We start from the raw sequence: 15,964 nt of genomic DNA, 5'->3' as shown, positions 1-15,964 counted from the left end.
TAATTACCAAGTATTGCTTAACTACGCCCGAATCCTTGACCGCGCAAAACCTTTGACCATACAAGTAATTCGCCCTGTTCGCCGCCTGCGGCCAGTAACTTGCCTTGGGGATGCCAAGCTAGGGTGGAAAATCCTGCTGAGACACCTGTGATAATTTGGGATACTTCCTTGGCTTTGTTCCACAAACATAACCAGCCGTCAGCAGCAGCAGAAGCTAGCAGAAAGCTTTTGGGTGCAAAGGCGATCGCATTGATCGTACCCACATGATTAGTTAATACTCGCGCTTCCCAACCTAAAGAATCATCCTCTAACTTTTCCCACACCACAATACCTTCAACGCTAGAAGATGCCAATATTGGCGCACCCACTTTGGTCATAGCTTCTGACCATGCCAATTGGCGAATTTTACCAGGGAAGCCACGCATCACCCAAGGATCGGGGTTGTTCCATTCTAAAACGGTGACACTGCGATCCATGTTGCCAGAAGCCAGGAATTTGCCATCGGGCGACCAAGCCATCGCTAAACTGACAGTAGTCATATCTAAGCTGTATGGTTCTTCATCCCAGTTTTGACTGTGCCAAATTTTGACTCCTTTATAACCACTAATAGCTAAGTACTGTCCGTCAATGCGCCAATCTATACCCAATACTGAAGAGTTGTCGAAATTCAGCGTCACGACAATTTCACGAGTATCTGCATCCCAGACTTGGGCATAACGCCCCAAACTAAAAGCCAATTGGTTACTGGTGTAATTCCAAGCTAGCTTGTCAACCCATGCGGGGGCATTTTCCAACGTGGCGATTAATTCAGTGTTGCGCCAAATTTTCACCTGTCCATCTTGTCCACCAACAGCTAAAAATTTTCCATCTGGTGAAAAGGCGAGACAGTCTACTGATTTACCATTACCAGTTTGTAAGCTTGTGAGTTCGCCATCATTCCACAGAACTACTTCCCCAGCGGCAGAAGTTGCTGCTAAAGTTTGACCTTGTGGCGACCAAGCCATCGCAGTTACATAATCTAAAAGTGTCCCGGAATAGTGTTGTTCAAATTCCTTAGATTTGCTGGTTGTGGTGTTCATAGTTATTGAGTACTGGAGACTGGGGACTGGGGACGGGAACTAGGGGGTGAATTTTTCCCAATCCCCAGTCCCCACTTCCGAAATTAAGCTAGACAAGCAAGAAAGTCTTGCTTGAGTTGGGCTGCATCAAGGTTGCGACCGATAAAAACTAGTTCATTTTTGGGTGTTTCGCTTGCTTTCCAAGGACGATCGGGTTTGCCATCAAAGATCATGTGTACTCCTTGGAATACAAATCGATTATCTTCTCCAGCAATATTTAAAATGCCTTTCATCCGAAAAATATCTGGCCCTTGAGTACGCAGTAACTCCGAAAGCCAAGTGTTTAATTTTTCTCCATCAACTGCACCTGCTTCTACTAAAGCCACAGAATAGACAGTTTCATCGTGTACGTGGGCATCTTCGCCTAAGAAATCTGGATCGATTTCTAATGCGCGTTCTAAATCAAAGGCTTTTACACCCAACAAAGCATCCATTCCTAGTTCAGAATTTTGGGTGCGGTAAATTTTTGCGATCGCATTCATCGCCCGAATCCGTTTTTCTAATTCATCTAACTCTTCTGGTGCTACCAAATCTGTTTTATTAAGTAAAATTACATCGGCAAAAGCAATCTGTTCTTGTGCTTCGTCGGCATCCCAATGCTGCCAAATATGCTTGGCATCTACAACTGTCACCACCGCATCTAGAGACAGTTGACTTTGTAAATCTTCATCAACAAAAAATGTCTGAATCACTGGTGCAGGATCGGCTAATCCAGTTGTTTCAATTACTAAATGGTCAAATTTATCACGCCGCTTCATCAAATTGCCAATGATGCGAATTAAATCGCCGCGCACTGTACAACAGATACAGCCATTGTTCATTTCAAATATTTCTTCATCAGCATCGATAATCAATTGATTATCAATACCCACTTCCCCAAATTCATTGACAATCACAGCAACTTTTTTGCCGTGTTCGTAGGTGAGGATGTGATTGAGTAGAGTCGTTTTACCTGCTCCCAAATAGCCTGTCAGAACAGTAACGGGAACTGAATTGTTAATTACGTCAGCCACCATACTCTAAATTCCTCTTATCTCACCTTATGGATAATCATTTTCGCCTATGATAAATCTTTTTATATTTTTGTGCGAACTTGCTATTATTTTGGCTTTCAGCAAAATCATTACATAATTTAATCACCAAACATTTTATTTGTATGCATCTGTAATAAGTAATAAATGTTCACAAGTTGAACTAGCCTGATAGGAATATTGCATACAAGCCGACCCACACTGCGGTCAATACGGTTGGGTTAAAGTTAGCACTCGTTTGTCAAAGTCATTTTTTTACGTAGACGCAAAGCGGCTTGTCGCAGGCTACCGCAGAGGCACAGAGAGCAAAAACTGCGAGAACTGCATTTGCTTCTCTCTGTGTCCTCTGCGCCTCTGCGGTTTAAAAGAATTTATTGACCAATATTTTTACCCATCTTGAAAGGGCTAGTTATATAATCTTAGTCTCGCACCAAGGTGCAATGTGAAAATTTAATTTTCTGGGGATAACAAAAAATCTTGAACTGCTTCTAAAACAACTACTGGATATTCTTCATGCAGTCCCAGAGAACCAGGTATGACAACACTTTTCACTCCTGATAAGGCTACTAAAGCGTTCATTTCTTCTAGTGATTTGGGGGGGCTAGATTCCCCAATTACTACCATGAGCGGTACAGTTAAAGACTTTACAAGTTCTAAAAAATCAGATTGTTCGCGTACAGCATCAAGATTACCAGTTACAAAGGCAGCAGATGCAAATCGCGCTCCTGGTTGTTGAGTCGTGTGCCACTTTTTCTCAATGAAACTGGGTGTAATTTTAGCCGCGTCAGTAAAGACATGACGGCGGTACATAAAACTTAAGAAAGATTGAGTAGTGTTGAGTTTGTAGAGAGCTTGACCAAGTATAGGCGATCGCACCAATTCTCTCACCAGAGCAGCTATTTGCTGACTTGCCCCCATTGTTGGCAAAGGCCCACGCCAAGTAGGGCCTAACAATACAATCCGGGAAAAAGTAGCAGGTTGTTTCACAACTAATTGTAAAACGTAACTAGCTGCATGACCAGCCGCCACCACAGTAATGCAAGTATTAAAAATAGCTTTGACAAAATCTTCCAAAAATTGCTGATATATTTCCGGTCGGTAATTCAAACTAGGGCGAGAAGATTCACCAAATCCAGGCCAGTCTACAGCTACAACTTGAAAATTGGGAGCTAGTAACTTGGCAAGTTCGCCCACTTCCAAACGCGTCGAAACACTGCTGAAAGATGGTAGTAGCAATAGCGGTGAACCTTTACCAAGAGTTTCATAAACAACGCGCAATTGCTGATTTTCAAAATTCCAGAGATATTCTTGAACTACTCCACCAAAGCCAGTAGCAGCAGAGGTAGATAATAAATTGGTTGACATAAGACTAAATTTTGGTATTTGTATGTTTTTTGTCACTTGTCAGTTGTCCTTTGTCCTTTGCAAATGACTAATGACTAATGACAAATGACAAATGACCAAGTTTAGCTAGGCAAATCTAACTTACATTCCAATGCTTTTTTTTGCATGGTTTTAAAAATGTTGTAGAATCCATTCGCACGGGAAGGTGTCAGGCTAACATTTAAACCTGTTTCTTGAATAAAATCTGGAGTAAGTTGGACAATCTCAGTTGGCGTTAGTCCATGCAATCCTTCAACCAGAAGCCCGACTAATCCTTTGGTTAACTGAGAATCGGAATCGCCCTGAAATACAACCTTACCGTCATCCAAGGCTGCTGTGATAAAAACTTGAGACACGCAACCAGGAACTTTATTTTCAGGTAATTTATCAGCTTCTGGGAACTCATTGAGCTTCTGAGCATACCAGATTAGCTGTTCGTAGCGTCGCTTCGGTTCGGAAGCGCGTTGAAAGCGCTGGACAATTTTAGCGAGCGCAGGTGGCAAAGAATCTAGAGTTGAGGACATAACAGAAGCTGCAAACGATCGGTATCTCTTTGAGTGTAGATTATCTTTAGAGCGATGCCGACGGCGGGCTACGCCTACGCGCCTCCGGTTGGCTTGGCATTATCAAGCTTGCCATTACTGACTCTAATTTATCAAATCCAGATAATTACTGCGTAGGCGCAGCCCGCCGCAGGCATCGCATCCCCATCGTCCAGGTTTTTTAATGCGTCCAATCACAAAAACTTAATTTTATTCCAAGTAAAAACTTTATTAGTTTGCAGCATATTTTCTGCGTGCCTCTGCGCTTACCTTTGCGTTCCTCTGCGTTTAAATTTCAACCCTCAATTCTCCACGATTCGACAATTCGATGCCTACAGCGGACTGCGCCTACGTACTTACAAAATTAGCTGCAAGTTCATTAAACTAAGCAGCTAGATAATTATCAACAATTATAAAAATTAAAAATCAAAAAAAATTCTGATTTTTAATTTTTAATTTCTCTCCCTTGAGGATTAATTTGTAGTTTGTGCAGCTAGCATCTGCTTCAGCTTTTCTAATTCCGAAGCCCAACGAGGATCTGGACGAATAGCGTCTGAATCGGTGGTTGTAGTGCTGCTTTCGCGAGAACCTCCGCCACCGCCGCCACGACGAGGTTTCTTAGAGCTTTTCTCACGACGGCTACCTTCTCTGTTCGGGCTAGGAGTCGGGGTACTATTACTAGTACTAGCAAGAGTAACTGGTTTAGGAGCTTGCTCGTCGCCCTCTTCACCCTTTGTCCGAGGTAATGCCTTCTCTAGCTTAATCGGAGTGTCTTTGAACATCTGACCATTATACTTTTCAATAATTTCGTCAGCTTGTTCGTCATTGTTGACTGTAAGAAAACCGAAACCACGGCATTTGCCAGTTTTGCGGTCTTTAATTAATTTAGTAGTTACAGCATCACCTTCTGCTGCAAAAACGGCTTGCAGATCTTGACGATCTATTTCATCTTTAGGCAAATTACCTATATATAGGCGAACGGACATGAACTATACCTCCAGAGTTGAATGAACATGGCAAGGCAAGAAAACAATCACTTAGCTTTGGCTTTTAAATAGATGCTATTGACCAAGACTGCCATAAACCAATTTTTTTGCTCGAAACTGTCAACCTATACAACAATACAGTTTTTCGTCGGGATCAAGCTTGTTTAATCCAAAGGCTCACACTATGGTGAGCTAATAACACCTTAATTCTAAGAATTGTAAATTTAATAGCCTATTGCCTGCTAAAGTACACGCTTTCTTCTATGCCCTTTTTCGCAGAATCAAATACCATTCCTTACATTACCACGGTATTTTCTACGTAGCTAGTTTAGCGCCTACATTTTCAGCATTACTATTACTGCATCGTAACATAAAACACATTTTTTTATGCAAGTGAGCATATTTTGAAACAAAAACCAGCCACTGGCTGGTTAATTTGCTGCTGTGTTGGGAGGATAAAAAGGTATAGAGCGGGGAAAAAGCACCTAAATCTATAACTAAGCGGTGATACTGAGTTATGTCGGCTGCTCTTGTTTGTGTAAATAAATGTAACATTTGTTAAGAAAACCTGCAACTTTTGTTTACATTCCAATTTGTCCTTTGTCAATGAGCAATGACTAACCAGTGAGAAAGACATATGCGCCCCAAGCCTGTGCTGCAACAGCCAAAAAAGTAGACCAAATGGGATGAGGGCTATGAATGGTTTTACCACTTTGAGTTTCTAGGGTTTGGATATCGATCCAAGGTGTTGCCCCTCGCCGGAACCAACCTGTGACGATAATTTGCCGCCCGATTAGATCCTGGTGATTGACTGACTGTCCTAGCCAAGAAATGTGGTGTAATTTCACCAAACCTGCGCTGGATTGCAAGATTAAATCTTGCGCTAGGGTGTTACTAGTACCTTGACGACCTAATAATTTACCCACAAGACGCACGCTGACGCTATCAATAGGTAAGGCAGAAGGGTCAGCTAACAGGTTGGGTAAGCTGTCGTCAGTTTGTACGGTGGCAGGTTTAATATCGGGGAAGAAAGAATTAATCCGCATCACAGTACCGATGCTAAAGCCAATCAGAAGGCAGCCTGTAATGAAAGACCAATCTTCATATATCCACTTTAGATTTAAAAACTTGAGTGTGAATGCTAGTTGCCAGGTTAGCCAGACGAAAGCTGCAAACAGAACCCCTAGAGGAATTCCCAACCAGGGAGCGACTTGTAATAGAAAAGACTGACGCTTAACCTTTGATGGTTCGCTAGCAAAATGTAGTTCGGTGTCTAGATGCCAGTGACGGGCTATTTGGCAGAGGCGTTCGATGCGATCGCCCATTAAAGGATGGCTATTATTAATCGTAAACCATCGGCGATAGGGATTGGCAGTATCCCACTTCAAAAAGGATTCAAAAGATAGATTGCTGGCAATAGTGCCCAAAGATAAACTCTGTTGGTAGCTGACTGGTGTTAAAAGATTTAAGCTTTCTAGTTGCCAACTGGTGTGTTCTTGTTTTTGGATATCAGCGGCGATGCCAATGGCAATTTTGAGTAAAGCGCGAATCAGAGCATTGGGATTACCAGTAATTTCAGCGGCGACGCGATCGCTATAATAAAGCCGCAACCGCGACAACCACAATGCAGTCCCAGTCAGCAAACACCAAATTCCATAAATTAGACTCGCCAGAATTGTTACCGGCCAGCGCCAAATTTTCGCTGATATTTTGTCTCCCAACTCCGACATTTGCTGATATAGCTTATGAGTTGGTAGTGTCACCAGCAGCAACAAAGACATTACAGCAAAATCCCAGTGAGCAATATGCCCTAGCTGCGTGGCATAAATAATGGCGATTTCATCATCTGCCAACTGCTCTAATAGCCCTTGACTCACAACAATCCTGGCATTACGTGGTAAACTACCATAAGTCAGAATAATTGGTGCAGCCGTTGGTAAAATCCGCAGTTTGGGTAACGGCCAGTGCCGCTGTTGGGAACAACGTTGTAGCACCCGAACGGCTTCGCGGCTATGGGTATTCAATACATCTTTCGGAAATTCTCGCTGACCATACAAATTCGCCAGTAGCAGATCCAGCAACCAAGGTGATACTGCGATTAAAATCACCAATGCGATCAGCAACAGTTGAGTAGGGTCGTGGTATAAAAGCTGTATCGGCTCCAGATAAGGTAGTTTGACTAAAGTCTGGTTGATTAATCCCAGAGCTAACTTGAGGATTTCTCGTATTACCCAAAACACTGCGATGAATGTCCCTGCGGACAGTAGCCGCAAGGGAATTAATTTTGGTTTACGTAGTGGTTGCCATGCTCTGGCGCGTTGTGCTTGTCGCCAGTAAATAACGCCGAATAATTTGGCTTGGGTGCGAGTAACAGAACCCATGAAGCCGCTTAGGGGTGTAGCCGATGGTGGCGGTGGTGGCGGTGTCGCTAATGTAGCTTTGAGTCTAGCTAGTGGTACCATCGGCGGGATGTCGTCGCTTTTGGTTTCTATTACTCGATCGTTGTTCGGCTTTTCCTCTAATGTAGAAGTTTCCGGGGGAGTAATGGGGGTTGAATCTGGTGCTGAATTCTCAAAGGGAACAAATCCAGTTTCGACTTTTTTTGATTCTTGCTCGGTTTTTTTACGTTTTGTCAGGTGTTCGAGAGCGCGTGTTGCCCACTCTTGAACTTGCGGATTGTTACTCTCAATGAGATTCTGGGAAATAGCGATCGCTTTGGGAACTTCGCCAGTGCGAGCATAAGCCATCACTAAACCAACCTGAGCTTGTAAGCTAGCAGTCCCATTATTTTGGCTGCTAGCAATAGGTTCTAGTTGGGCGATCGCTGTTTGGTAATTTCCCTGCTTGAGGGCAACTAAACCAGCCTCCAAAGACGGTTTGGCATGTGAAGGCATACAAATTCTGGCACTCCAATCTCTTCTAAATGATCCACGTTTGTGCAAAAGCGCGAACCTCGGATGCCGTGGAAATCAACCGCGCTCAAGTTTTGTTTGTCAAGTGAATGATAAAGATTGAATTCAGGAGTCAGTCGTCAGAATTCAGTTAGCTCTTTTGTAGGACTAATTCTGAATTCTGGATTCTGAATTCTGTATTCTTCTTCACTCTTCCACTGGTTGTTGACTAGAAAATACTGGAGCGATCGCGCTTAATTTTAACTCTGGATGGTCGCCCAGTAACTGTTGACAATTCCACTCATTGCGGAATAACAACACTGGGCGTCCCATACTGTCTTTAACTGTAGTGGTATTGAATATTCGTCCCACTTTTTCTAATGCTTCCCAACCACCCTCAACCCAACGGGCGACACTGTAGGGCAATAAATCTAATATGGTTTCTACACCATACTCATTTTGTAAGCGAAACTGTACCACCTCGAATTGCAACTGACCCACCGCCGCCAAAATTGGATCGCGCTTGGCTTCATCAGTTGAATACATAATTTGCACAGCACCTTCTTCTCGCAATTCCGCAACGCCTTTTTGGAATTGTTTAGACTTCGAGGGGTTAGGATTCCTCAAAGATGCGAACAGTTCCGGCGAGAAATACGGAATTCCCTCATATTCGAGCTTTTGTCCCGTGTAAATTGTATCCCCGATCGCAAAAACACCGGGATTATTCAAACCGATCACATCGCCAGGATAAGCCACATCAATCGATTCTCGCTCTTGAGCAAAGAGTTTTTGCGGGCGAGATAGACGGATGAGTTTACCAATGCGAGCGTGATTCACCATCATATCTTTTTCAAACTTACCAGTGCAAACCCGGATAAATGCGACGCGATCGCGGTGTTTCGGGTCCATATTCGCTTGCAGTTTAAAGACAAACCCCGAAAACTCTGGGTATGTAGGGGGAACTTCGCCAACACTGCTAATATGAGAACCGGGTTTGAGGGCATAGTCGAGGAAATACTTGAGGAATAACTCTACCCCAAAGTTGGTCATGGCGCTACCAAAGAACACAGGCGTCATTTTGCCTTCGTGTATCAACTGTAAATCTAGCTCTGGACCAACTCCATCTAACAGTTCCAGATCGTTTTTCAGTTGGTGGTACAGGCTTTGTTCTAGCTGTTCTTCTATTTTCGGATCGCCTAATTCCACTATGGTATCACGGGCTTCTCGGCTGCCGTGGGCGCTGCGTTCAAACAGGTGAATTTGTTGTTTGTGTCGGTCAAAAACACCTTTAAAGCGATCGCCCATGCCAATCGGCCAGTTTACCGCATAGGTTTGCAATCCCAGTTCTTGCTCAATTTCATCCAACAATTCCAGAGGTTCCCTTCCTGGGCGATCGAGCTTGTTGATAAATGTAAAAATTGGGATACCCCGCAACTTACACACTTCAAACAATTTGCGCGTTTGCGGTTCCAAACCCTTTGCCGCATCAATCAACATCACGGCATTATCTGCGGCGGCAAGGGTGCGATAAGTATCTTCACTGAAATCTTGGTGTCCGGGAGTGTCTAATAAATTGATTTGGCAATTCCGGTATTCAAATTGCAACACTGTGGAGGTAATGGAAATACCCCGTTGTTGCTCCATCGCCATCCAGTCAGAAGTAGCTTTTCGCTGTGCCCGTCGTGCCTTAACGGCCCCAGCTTCGTGAATCGCACCCCCGTAAAGGAGTAGCTTTTCAGTTAGTGTAGTTTTACCTGCATCGGGGTGAGATATAATCGCAAAGTTGCGGCGAAGTTCAACTGCTTGAATAAGTTCAGACTGAAGTTCAGTAGACATAAATGTATTTGTTTGTTAGCTAGCTTAATTTTTTTTGACTCTGGTAAGTCTTTTAATCTTAAGACAACGATGCTCATGATAGGGTCGTAGTATAACCAACAATCTGACTAAATAGGAGAAAGCAATGTACGACACAGACAAGCGAAAGCTTCTATCTGCCTTGTCTCATGGAGCGATTTTTTTCAGCACAACATTGGTATCTGTAGGCATACCTATCGCCATACTATTCGTATCTAACGATCCTGTTGTTAAAGAAAACGCCAAAGAATCGATCAATTTCCACTTTAATGTCTGGTTTTATGGTGCAATTCTGGGAGCATTGTTTTTTCTATTCGGTTGGTTAGTATTACCTTTACTATTGCTGGGGCCACTAGCCGGTCTGGGATATCTATTACACTGGGGATTAACAATTTGGGCGCTCATTGGAGTTTTTAGCAATCCTGATATACCCTTCCGTTATCCCTATATTTTCCGAGTTTTTTAACACAAATTTATGGGATTAGGCATAGAGCATTGGTAATTGTCAGTTATTTACTACCAAGCACAACATTTCATTAAACTTAGTAGCAAATTCTCTGCGTGCCTCTGCGTTTACCTTTGTGCCACTTTGCGTTTAAATTTTTGAATTTCTTCATAATGTTGTTTTTTTTCCAGTCCGTCGGATAGGTGCAACCAAGCTGTAGAATACAAAATTGCCCCACAACTTGATTAAGAGTAGGGCAAAGGACAGTTAAGCACTGTTTGTAGTCTGTCTGACGGCAGGAAAATTTTAGCCTGCTTTTGTGACGCTTTGTTTTGTGTCTGTCTGCGTTGTTTTTCTTGATAAAATTTTATGTTTCCTACACATCGCCCCCGTCGTCTGCGTACTCATCCCCAACTGCGCCGGATGGTTCGTGAAACTGTTTTAACAACAAGTGATTTAATCTACCCATTATTTGCTGTACCGGGTGAGGGAATCGCTAATGAGGTGAAATCGATGCCCGGAGTCTACCAACTTTCGGTAGATAAAATTGTTGAAGAAGCAAAAGAAGTTTACGACTTAGGAATTCCTTCTATTATTCTATTTGGTATTCCAGCTGATAAAGATGTGGATGCCACTGGCGCTTGGCATGATTGCGGTATCGTGCAAAAAGCGGCGACTGCGGTAAAAGCAGCAGTACCAGATTTGATTGTAATTGCCGATACTTGTTTGTGTGAGTACACCAGTCACGGTCATTGTGGTTATTTACAAACTGGTGATTTAACAGGACGAGTTTTAAACGATCCAACTCTAGAATTGTTGAAGAAAACGGCAGTTTCTCAAGCAAAAGCCGGTGCTGATATCATCGCGCCTTCGGGGATGATGGATGGGTTTGTCCAGGCAATTCGTCAGGGTTTGGATGAAGCAGGATTTCAAGATACGCCGATTTTATCTTATGCTGCTAAGTATGCTTCGGGTTATTATGGCCCATTCCGGGATGCAGCAGACTCGACACCACAATTTGGGGACAGAAGAACTTACCAAATGGACCCAGGTAACGCCCGCGAAGCGATTAAAGAGATTGAATTGGATATCGCTGAAGGTGCTGATATGCTCATGGTTAAGCCAGCCTTGGCATACATGGATATTATTTGGCGCGTCAAGGAAGCAAGTAACTTACCAGTTGCGGCTTACAATGTTTCTGGTGAGTATGCGATGGTGAAAGCTGCGGCTCTCAATGGTTGGATTGATGAAGAGCGGGTGGTTATGGAAACTTTAACTGGGTTTAAACGCGCTGGTGCAGATTTGATTTTGACTTATCATGCCAAAGATGCGGCGCGATGGTTAAAGTAGGCTAGGCATATTGAATACTAATTTAGGGGGAAATCTCACGCAGAGGCGCGAAGACGCAGAGTTGTCTTTTGGTGTTTGGGCGTGAGATTCTTTTGGGACTTACGCAAGAGTTAGGGAATAACGTAGACGCAAAGCGGCTTGTCGCAGACTACCACAGAGGCGCAGAGGACACGGAGAAATAGAGGATGATTGGCTGAACGCTGGCTAACCTTACAAGCGGGTAAAACTTTGGTAGAGAGGCGGGGTGGACACCCTGAACATCTGCTGCAAGATGCACCAACGGATTTATCGGAACGCTCAAACCGTAAAAAAGCGATCGCTCAATATCTCAACAAGCGGCATTCATGACCTATTATCCGCTTATACTCGCAGATAGCGGGTTTTTGTTTGCGTACTACAGCGCTAGAGATCGGTATCATCAACAGGTGTGTCGCTTCTTTGAGAACTGTACTTCTAGGCTAATGCTAAAACTTAATCTAAGAAATAACGACTTAAAAAATCTTGCGGAGTTAAAATTGGAATTCCGTTGAATTCTATCAACACCAATAAATCTAAATCTCCAGTAACAATTGCTTCAGCATTTGCCGCAACAGCCGCAGCCAGAACTAAATTATCTTTTGGGTCGCGTAATTGAGGAGCATCTACAGAGATTGTTGGACAATCATTTGATAAACCCTTGACTACAGAAATCAAATCCTCAACCGTATAACCTCTTTGTTGTAATCGTAGTTGAAATTTATCACGTTTTAAAGTTGTTTCTAGTTCTAATAATAAAAATTCAGAAGCAAATATATTAATTTGTTGATTTCTTGCTAAACGCAAGGTTTTACCAGGAACACCTCCCCACAACAAAGCTGAAATCCAAACATTTACATCAAGGATAACTCTCATGGATTAGACCATAACTCCTGTCTGACATCCTTGACAAGTTCACTAATTTCTTCCAGAGTTGGTTGATTAGGATCGGGTTCTAATTGTTCAAGACTTTGTAAAAAATCATCTAAATCTACATTTTGCTGAGTAATTTTTTCTAAAACAATACAATTTTCCTTTAGAATTACTCTGTATTCATCGCCAGGTATCAGTTGAGATTCAATTTCTACTGGGAGATTTATTTGCTTTTCATCAGTGACTCTGATAATTGGATCTGTCTGCATAAGTTTACTCATTTATTACATTATTAATGAATACCTAAATTAGCCCAAAGTTCTTGTCTAACTTGTTTGACTATTTGACTAATTTCTTCAAGCGTTGGTTGATTTGGATCTGAACCAGCATCTAACGCTCTCTACCTTAATTCTTTTAGTGTTAATCGTTGATAAGTTTTTTTGAAAACTATCTGATCTTCTGTAACCGAGACTTCATACTCAGTAGAGGGCTGAAACTGTGCTAATACTTCTGGAGGATTTTCTAGCTTTCCATCAGCCGTTACTTTGGCAATAATAGCTGTTTTCATAATTTTTATATTTGAGTCTTATTCAATTTTATCCTTTTATTTGTGGCATTTGGCTGGGGTGTAAATAAAGAATCGCTTGTACTTAGGCAATTATAGATAGACCTTTTTCTCCTTCCTTATCTCCCAATACTCCTCGGTTAAGGCAAGAGACACGATGAATCGCCGTCAAGACAATAGTCTTTCGTATTGACAGTGATTTATCGCATCTTTAGCGATCTAGAATTTTCATCAAAAAACCTTAACTGAACCGTATTGCCTTATCTCCTGGGAGGAAGCGCGAGAACGAGAAAATCAGTGTTTAGCGAGGGAGTTTGTTGCAAAAACAGAAACCAAAGCTGTAAACTTTGACCGCACCCATAAAATCAATTTAAAGTTTCCGCAATATCCCTGATGACAATTAAATAGTTTACTAACGTCAGGGATTGGTTTGCCAGGAATTGGGTTGCTAATAATCACAGATTAAGGGTAAACAATGATGGGGAGTGTAAAGTCTCAGTGGGTTTTTTGGTGCTTGTTAACAAAATTTACCCGTTACAGTTTAACTTTGTTGTTGAGTGCGGTTTTGCTTGCTGATGCAGTGGGGGCGACACCGAGAAACCGAGGGTTGCAGATAGCACAGCAGCCAGGAACTACTCAACAAAATGCCACTCGCGCTGCTGCGGAACGGGTTTATCAAGAAGGGAAGCAGCTTTATAAACAAGGAACAGCAGAATCACTGCGACAAGCGATTGACAAATGGCAAGAAGCGCTGAAGCTTTGGCAACAAGTTGATGATAAACCTGGGCAAGCACTCACTTTCCTTGCCATTGGCAGAGTCTACGACTCCTTAGGAGAAAAGCAAGAAGCGCTCAAATACTACAACCAAGCCTTACCCATATTTCGTGCAGTGAGGAACAGGGGAGGGGAAGCCATCACTCTCAACAATATTGGTGGTGTCTACGACTCATTAGGAGAAAAGCAAGAAGCGCTCAAATACTACAACCAAGCCTTACCCATACGCCGTGCAGTGGGGGACAGGGGAGGTGAAGCCACCACCCTCCATAATATTGGCAGTGTCTACGACGATTTAGGAGAAAAGCAAGAAGCGCTCAAATACTTCAACCAAGCCTTACCCATACACCGTGCAGTGGGGGACAGGGGAGGTGAAGCCGCCACCCTCAACAATATTGGCAGAGTCTACTCCGATTTAGGAGAAAAGCAAGAAGCGCTCAAATACTACAACCAAGCTTTACCCATACTCCGTGCAGTGGGGTACAGGAGAGGTGAAGCCACCACCCTCAACAATATTGGCAGTGTCTACTCCGATTTAGGAGAAAAGCAAGAAGCGCTCAAATACTTCAACCAAGCTTTACCCATACATCGTGCAGTAGGGGACAGGGGAGGTGAAGCCGCCACTCTCCATAATATTGGCAGTGTCTACTCCGATTTAGGAGAAAAGCAAGAAGCGCTCAAATACTTCAACCAAGCCTTACCCATACACCGTGCAGTAGGGGACAGGAGAGGTGAAGCCACCACCCTCAACAATATTGGCAGTGTCTACTCCGATTTAGGAGAAAAGCAAGAAGCGCTCAAATACTACAACCAAGCTTTACCCATACGCCGTGCAGTGGGGGACAGAGGAGGTGAAGCCACCACCCTCCATAATATTGGCAGTGTTTACTCCGATTTAGGAGAAAAGCAAGAAGCGCTCAAATACTTCAACCAAGCTTTACCCATACTCCGTGCAGTGGGGGACAGGGGAGGTGAAGCCGCCACTCTCAACAATATTGGCGGTGTCTACTCCGATTTAGGAGAAAAGCAAGAAGCGCTCAAATACTTCAACCAAGCTTTACCCATACTCCGTGCAGTGGGGGACAGGGGAGGTGAAGCCGCCACTCTCAACAATATTGGCGGTGTCTACTCCGATTTAGGAGAAAAGCAAGAAGCGCTCAAATACTACAACCAAGTCTTACCCATACACCGTGCAGTAGGGGACAGAGGAGGTGAAGCCGCCACTCTCAACAATATTGGCGGTGTCTACTCCGATTTAGGAGAAAAGCAAGAAGCGCTCAAATACTTCAACCAAGCTTTACCCATACTCCGTGCAGTGGGGGACAGGGGAGGGGAAGCCAACACTCTCTCTAATATGGCTTTCCTAGAACGCAGTAGTGGTAATTTACAGCAAGCCCAAACACATATTCAAGCAGCTATTGAAATCATTGAAGATTTACGCACCAAAATAGCTAATAAAGAACTACGTGCTTCTTATTTTGCTTCTGTCCAAGACTATTACAAGTTATACACCGACCTGCTGATGGAACTGCACAAAAAAGATCCATCTAAAGGATACGCTGCTGAAGCACTGCACATCAGTGAGCGATCGCGCGCCAGGGGTCTTTTAGAACTATTAACAGAAGCCAATGCCAAAATCCGTAAAGGCATTGACCCGCAACTACTAGCAGAAGAACAAAACTTGCAGCAGCAACTTGATGCTAGAGATAAACTGCGTCAAGAGTTACTGAATAAAACAGCACCCACAACCGCTATACAAAACCTCGAAAAAGAAATTGCCGACCTCCTTAACCAATACGAAGAACTGCAAACCAAAATCCGTACAAGTAGTCCCAAATATGCAGCACTGAAATATCCTAACCCTCTAAAATTAACTCAAATTCAGCAACAACTAGATTCAGACACCCTGCTATTGCAATATTCCTTGGGTAAAAAACATAGCTATCTTTGGGTTGTCACTCCCAATTCTCTTGATACTTATGAACTACCCGGACAGGAAAAGATAGAGAATGCTACAAATGATTTTCGTCAATCTCTGTTAGATAAGCTGTTGTGCTTTTAATTTGCACAAACAGCATTTCCCTTGTTTTTTATTTTTCTTCCCCATTTAATAATAAGCTCTCCATCATTTAAGAGT

General features: G+C 43.1%; 13 protein-coding genes and 1 pseudogene. 4 read left to right on the top strand and 10 right to left on the bottom strand.

Going from position 1 to position 15,964, the window contains the following annotated elements; translation table 11 throughout:
* Positions 1-17: 17 nt before the first annotated feature.
* The 7 genes from V7K84_RS19350 to prfC form a co-directional block, all read right to left on the bottom strand.
* The gene (locus V7K84_RS19350; protein ID WP_334840376.1) at positions 18-1,079 is read right to left on the bottom strand and encodes a WD40 repeat domain-containing protein; all 1,062 of its coding nucleotides are present in this window, start codon (positions 1,077-1,079) and stop codon (positions 18-20) included.
* Between the two features lie 83 nt (positions 1,080-1,162).
* Entirely contained in the window at positions 1,163-2,134 is a 972-nt protein-coding gene (locus V7K84_RS19345) for a CobW family GTP-binding protein (RefSeq protein WP_334840375.1), read from the bottom strand.
* Positions 2,135-2,599: 465 nt separating this feature from the next.
* Positions 2,600-3,514 (bottom strand): alpha/beta fold hydrolase, encoded by a 915-nt coding sequence (locus V7K84_RS19340; RefSeq protein ID WP_334840454.1) that lies wholly within the window; start codon positions 3,512-3,514, stop codon positions 2,600-2,602.
* 101 nt (positions 3,515-3,615) lie between these two features.
* Positions 3,616-4,056 carry a SufE family protein gene (locus tag V7K84_RS19335; protein WP_334840373.1) on the bottom strand — a complete coding sequence of 147 codons (441 nt, stop codon included), beginning with the start codon at positions 4,054-4,056 and terminating at the stop codon, positions 3,616-3,618.
* Positions 4,057-4,547: 491 nt separating this feature from the next.
* Positions 4,548-5,060: an RNA recognition motif domain-containing protein gene (locus V7K84_RS19330; RefSeq protein WP_334840371.1), complete on the bottom strand. Its 513-nt coding sequence runs from the start codon at positions 5,058-5,060 to the stop codon at positions 4,548-4,550.
* 617 nt (positions 5,061-5,677) lie between these two features.
* Complete coding sequence (locus tag V7K84_RS19325; RefSeq protein WP_334840370.1) at positions 5,678-7,954, bottom strand: M48 family metalloprotease; 2,277 nt, start codon at positions 7,952-7,954, stop codon at positions 5,678-5,680.
* A 204-nt stretch (positions 7,955-8,158) separates the two neighbouring features.
* Entirely contained in the window at positions 8,159-9,787 is a 1,629-nt protein-coding gene (gene prfC, locus V7K84_RS19320; RefSeq protein WP_334840368.1) for a peptide chain release factor 3, read from the bottom strand.
* 124 nt (positions 9,788-9,911) lie between these two features.
* On the opposite strand from prfC, the gene V7K84_RS19315 reads away from it, so the two are divergent.
* From V7K84_RS19315 to V7K84_RS19305, 3 genes are all read left to right on the top strand, one after another.
* A complete protein-coding gene (locus V7K84_RS19315; RefSeq protein WP_334840366.1) occupies positions 9,912-10,271 on the top strand; it encodes a DUF4870 domain-containing protein in 360 nt (119 codons plus the stop codon).
* A 348-nt stretch (positions 10,272-10,619) separates the two neighbouring features.
* Positions 10,620-11,600, top strand: coding sequence for a porphobilinogen synthase (gene hemB, locus V7K84_RS19310; RefSeq protein ID WP_109011263.1), 981 nt, complete (start codon positions 10,620-10,622; stop codon positions 11,598-11,600).
* Positions 11,601-11,789: 189 nt separating this feature from the next.
* Positions 11,790-11,948 (top strand): hypothetical protein, encoded by a 159-nt coding sequence (locus V7K84_RS19305; protein WP_334840364.1) that lies wholly within the window; start codon positions 11,790-11,792, stop codon positions 11,946-11,948.
* Positions 11,949-12,071: 123 nt separating this feature from the next.
* Here V7K84_RS19305 and V7K84_RS19300 read toward each other — a convergent pair whose 3' ends face one another.
* From V7K84_RS19300 to V7K84_RS19290, 3 genes are all read right to left on the bottom strand, one after another.
* Positions 12,072-12,491 carry a putative toxin-antitoxin system toxin component, PIN family gene (locus V7K84_RS19300; protein ID WP_334840363.1) on the bottom strand — a complete coding sequence of 140 codons (420 nt, stop codon included), beginning with the start codon at positions 12,489-12,491 and terminating at the stop codon, positions 12,072-12,074.
* On the bottom strand, positions 12,488-12,757 hold the full coding sequence (locus tag V7K84_RS19295) for a hypothetical protein (protein ID WP_334840362.1): 270 nt from the start codon (positions 12,755-12,757) through the stop codon (positions 12,488-12,490). Before V7K84_RS19295 ends, V7K84_RS19300 begins: the two co-directional genes overlap by 4 nt.
* A 131-nt stretch (positions 12,758-12,888) precedes the next feature.
* Positions 12,889-13,056: a hypothetical protein gene (locus tag V7K84_RS19290; RefSeq protein WP_334840361.1), complete on the bottom strand. Its 168-nt coding sequence runs from the start codon at positions 13,054-13,056 to the stop codon at positions 12,889-12,891.
* 472 nt (positions 13,057-13,528) lie between these two features.
* Between V7K84_RS19290 and V7K84_RS19285 the strand changes: the two are divergent.
* A pseudogene (locus V7K84_RS19285) lies at positions 13,529-15,865 on the top strand (tetratricopeptide repeat protein); the annotation flags it as partial.
* Positions 15,866-15,964 lie beyond the last annotated feature (99 nt).

The organism is Nostoc sp. (assembly GCF_036917315.1).
Classification (GTDB): Bacteria; Cyanobacteriota; Cyanobacteriia; order Cyanobacteriales; family Nostocaceae; genus Nostoc.
The sequence above is the reverse complement of the archived record's forward strand: the minus strand, read 5'-3'. Positions and strand labels throughout refer to the sequence as shown.

Excerpts from the sequence above, each read along its gene's own strand:
- hemB (WP_109011263.1), top strand. The coding sequence starts at position 10,620 with ATGTTTCCTACACATCGCCCCCGTCGTCTGCGTACTCATCCCCAACTG.
- V7K84_RS19345 (WP_334840375.1), bottom strand. The coding sequence starts at position 2,134 with ATGGTGGCTGACGTAATTAACAATTCAGTTCCCGTTACTGTTCTGACA.
- V7K84_RS19350 (WP_334840376.1), bottom strand. The coding sequence starts at position 1,079 with ATGAACACCACAACCAGCAAATCTAAGGAATTTGAACAACACTATTCC.
- V7K84_RS19290 (WP_334840361.1), bottom strand. The coding sequence starts at position 13,056 with ATGAAAACAGCTATTATTGCCAAAGTAACGGCTGATGGAAAGCTAGAA.
- V7K84_RS19325 (WP_334840370.1), bottom strand. The coding sequence starts at position 7,954 with ATGCCTTCACATGCCAAACCGTCTTTGGAGGCTGGTTTAGTTGCCCTC.
- V7K84_RS19340 (WP_334840454.1), bottom strand. The coding sequence starts at position 3,514 with ATGTCAACCAATTTATTATCTACCTCTGCTGCTACTGGCTTTGGTGGA.
- V7K84_RS19300 (WP_334840363.1), bottom strand. The coding sequence starts at position 12,491 with ATGAGAGTTATCCTTGATGTAAATGTTTGGATTTCAGCTTTGTTGTGG.
- V7K84_RS19295 (WP_334840362.1), bottom strand. The coding sequence starts at position 12,757 with ATGCAGACAGATCCAATTATCAGAGTCACTGATGAAAAGCAAATAAAT.
- V7K84_RS19315 (WP_334840366.1), top strand. The coding sequence starts at position 9,912 with ATGTACGACACAGACAAGCGAAAGCTTCTATCTGCCTTGTCTCATGGA.
- V7K84_RS19330 (WP_334840371.1), bottom strand. The coding sequence starts at position 5,060 with ATGTCCGTTCGCCTATATATAGGTAATTTGCCTAAAGATGAAATAGAT.
- V7K84_RS19335 (WP_334840373.1), bottom strand. The coding sequence starts at position 4,056 with ATGTCCTCAACTCTAGATTCTTTGCCACCTGCGCTCGCTAAAATTGTC.
- prfC (WP_334840368.1), bottom strand. The coding sequence starts at position 9,787 with ATGTCTACTGAACTTCAGTCTGAACTTATTCAAGCAGTTGAACTTCGC.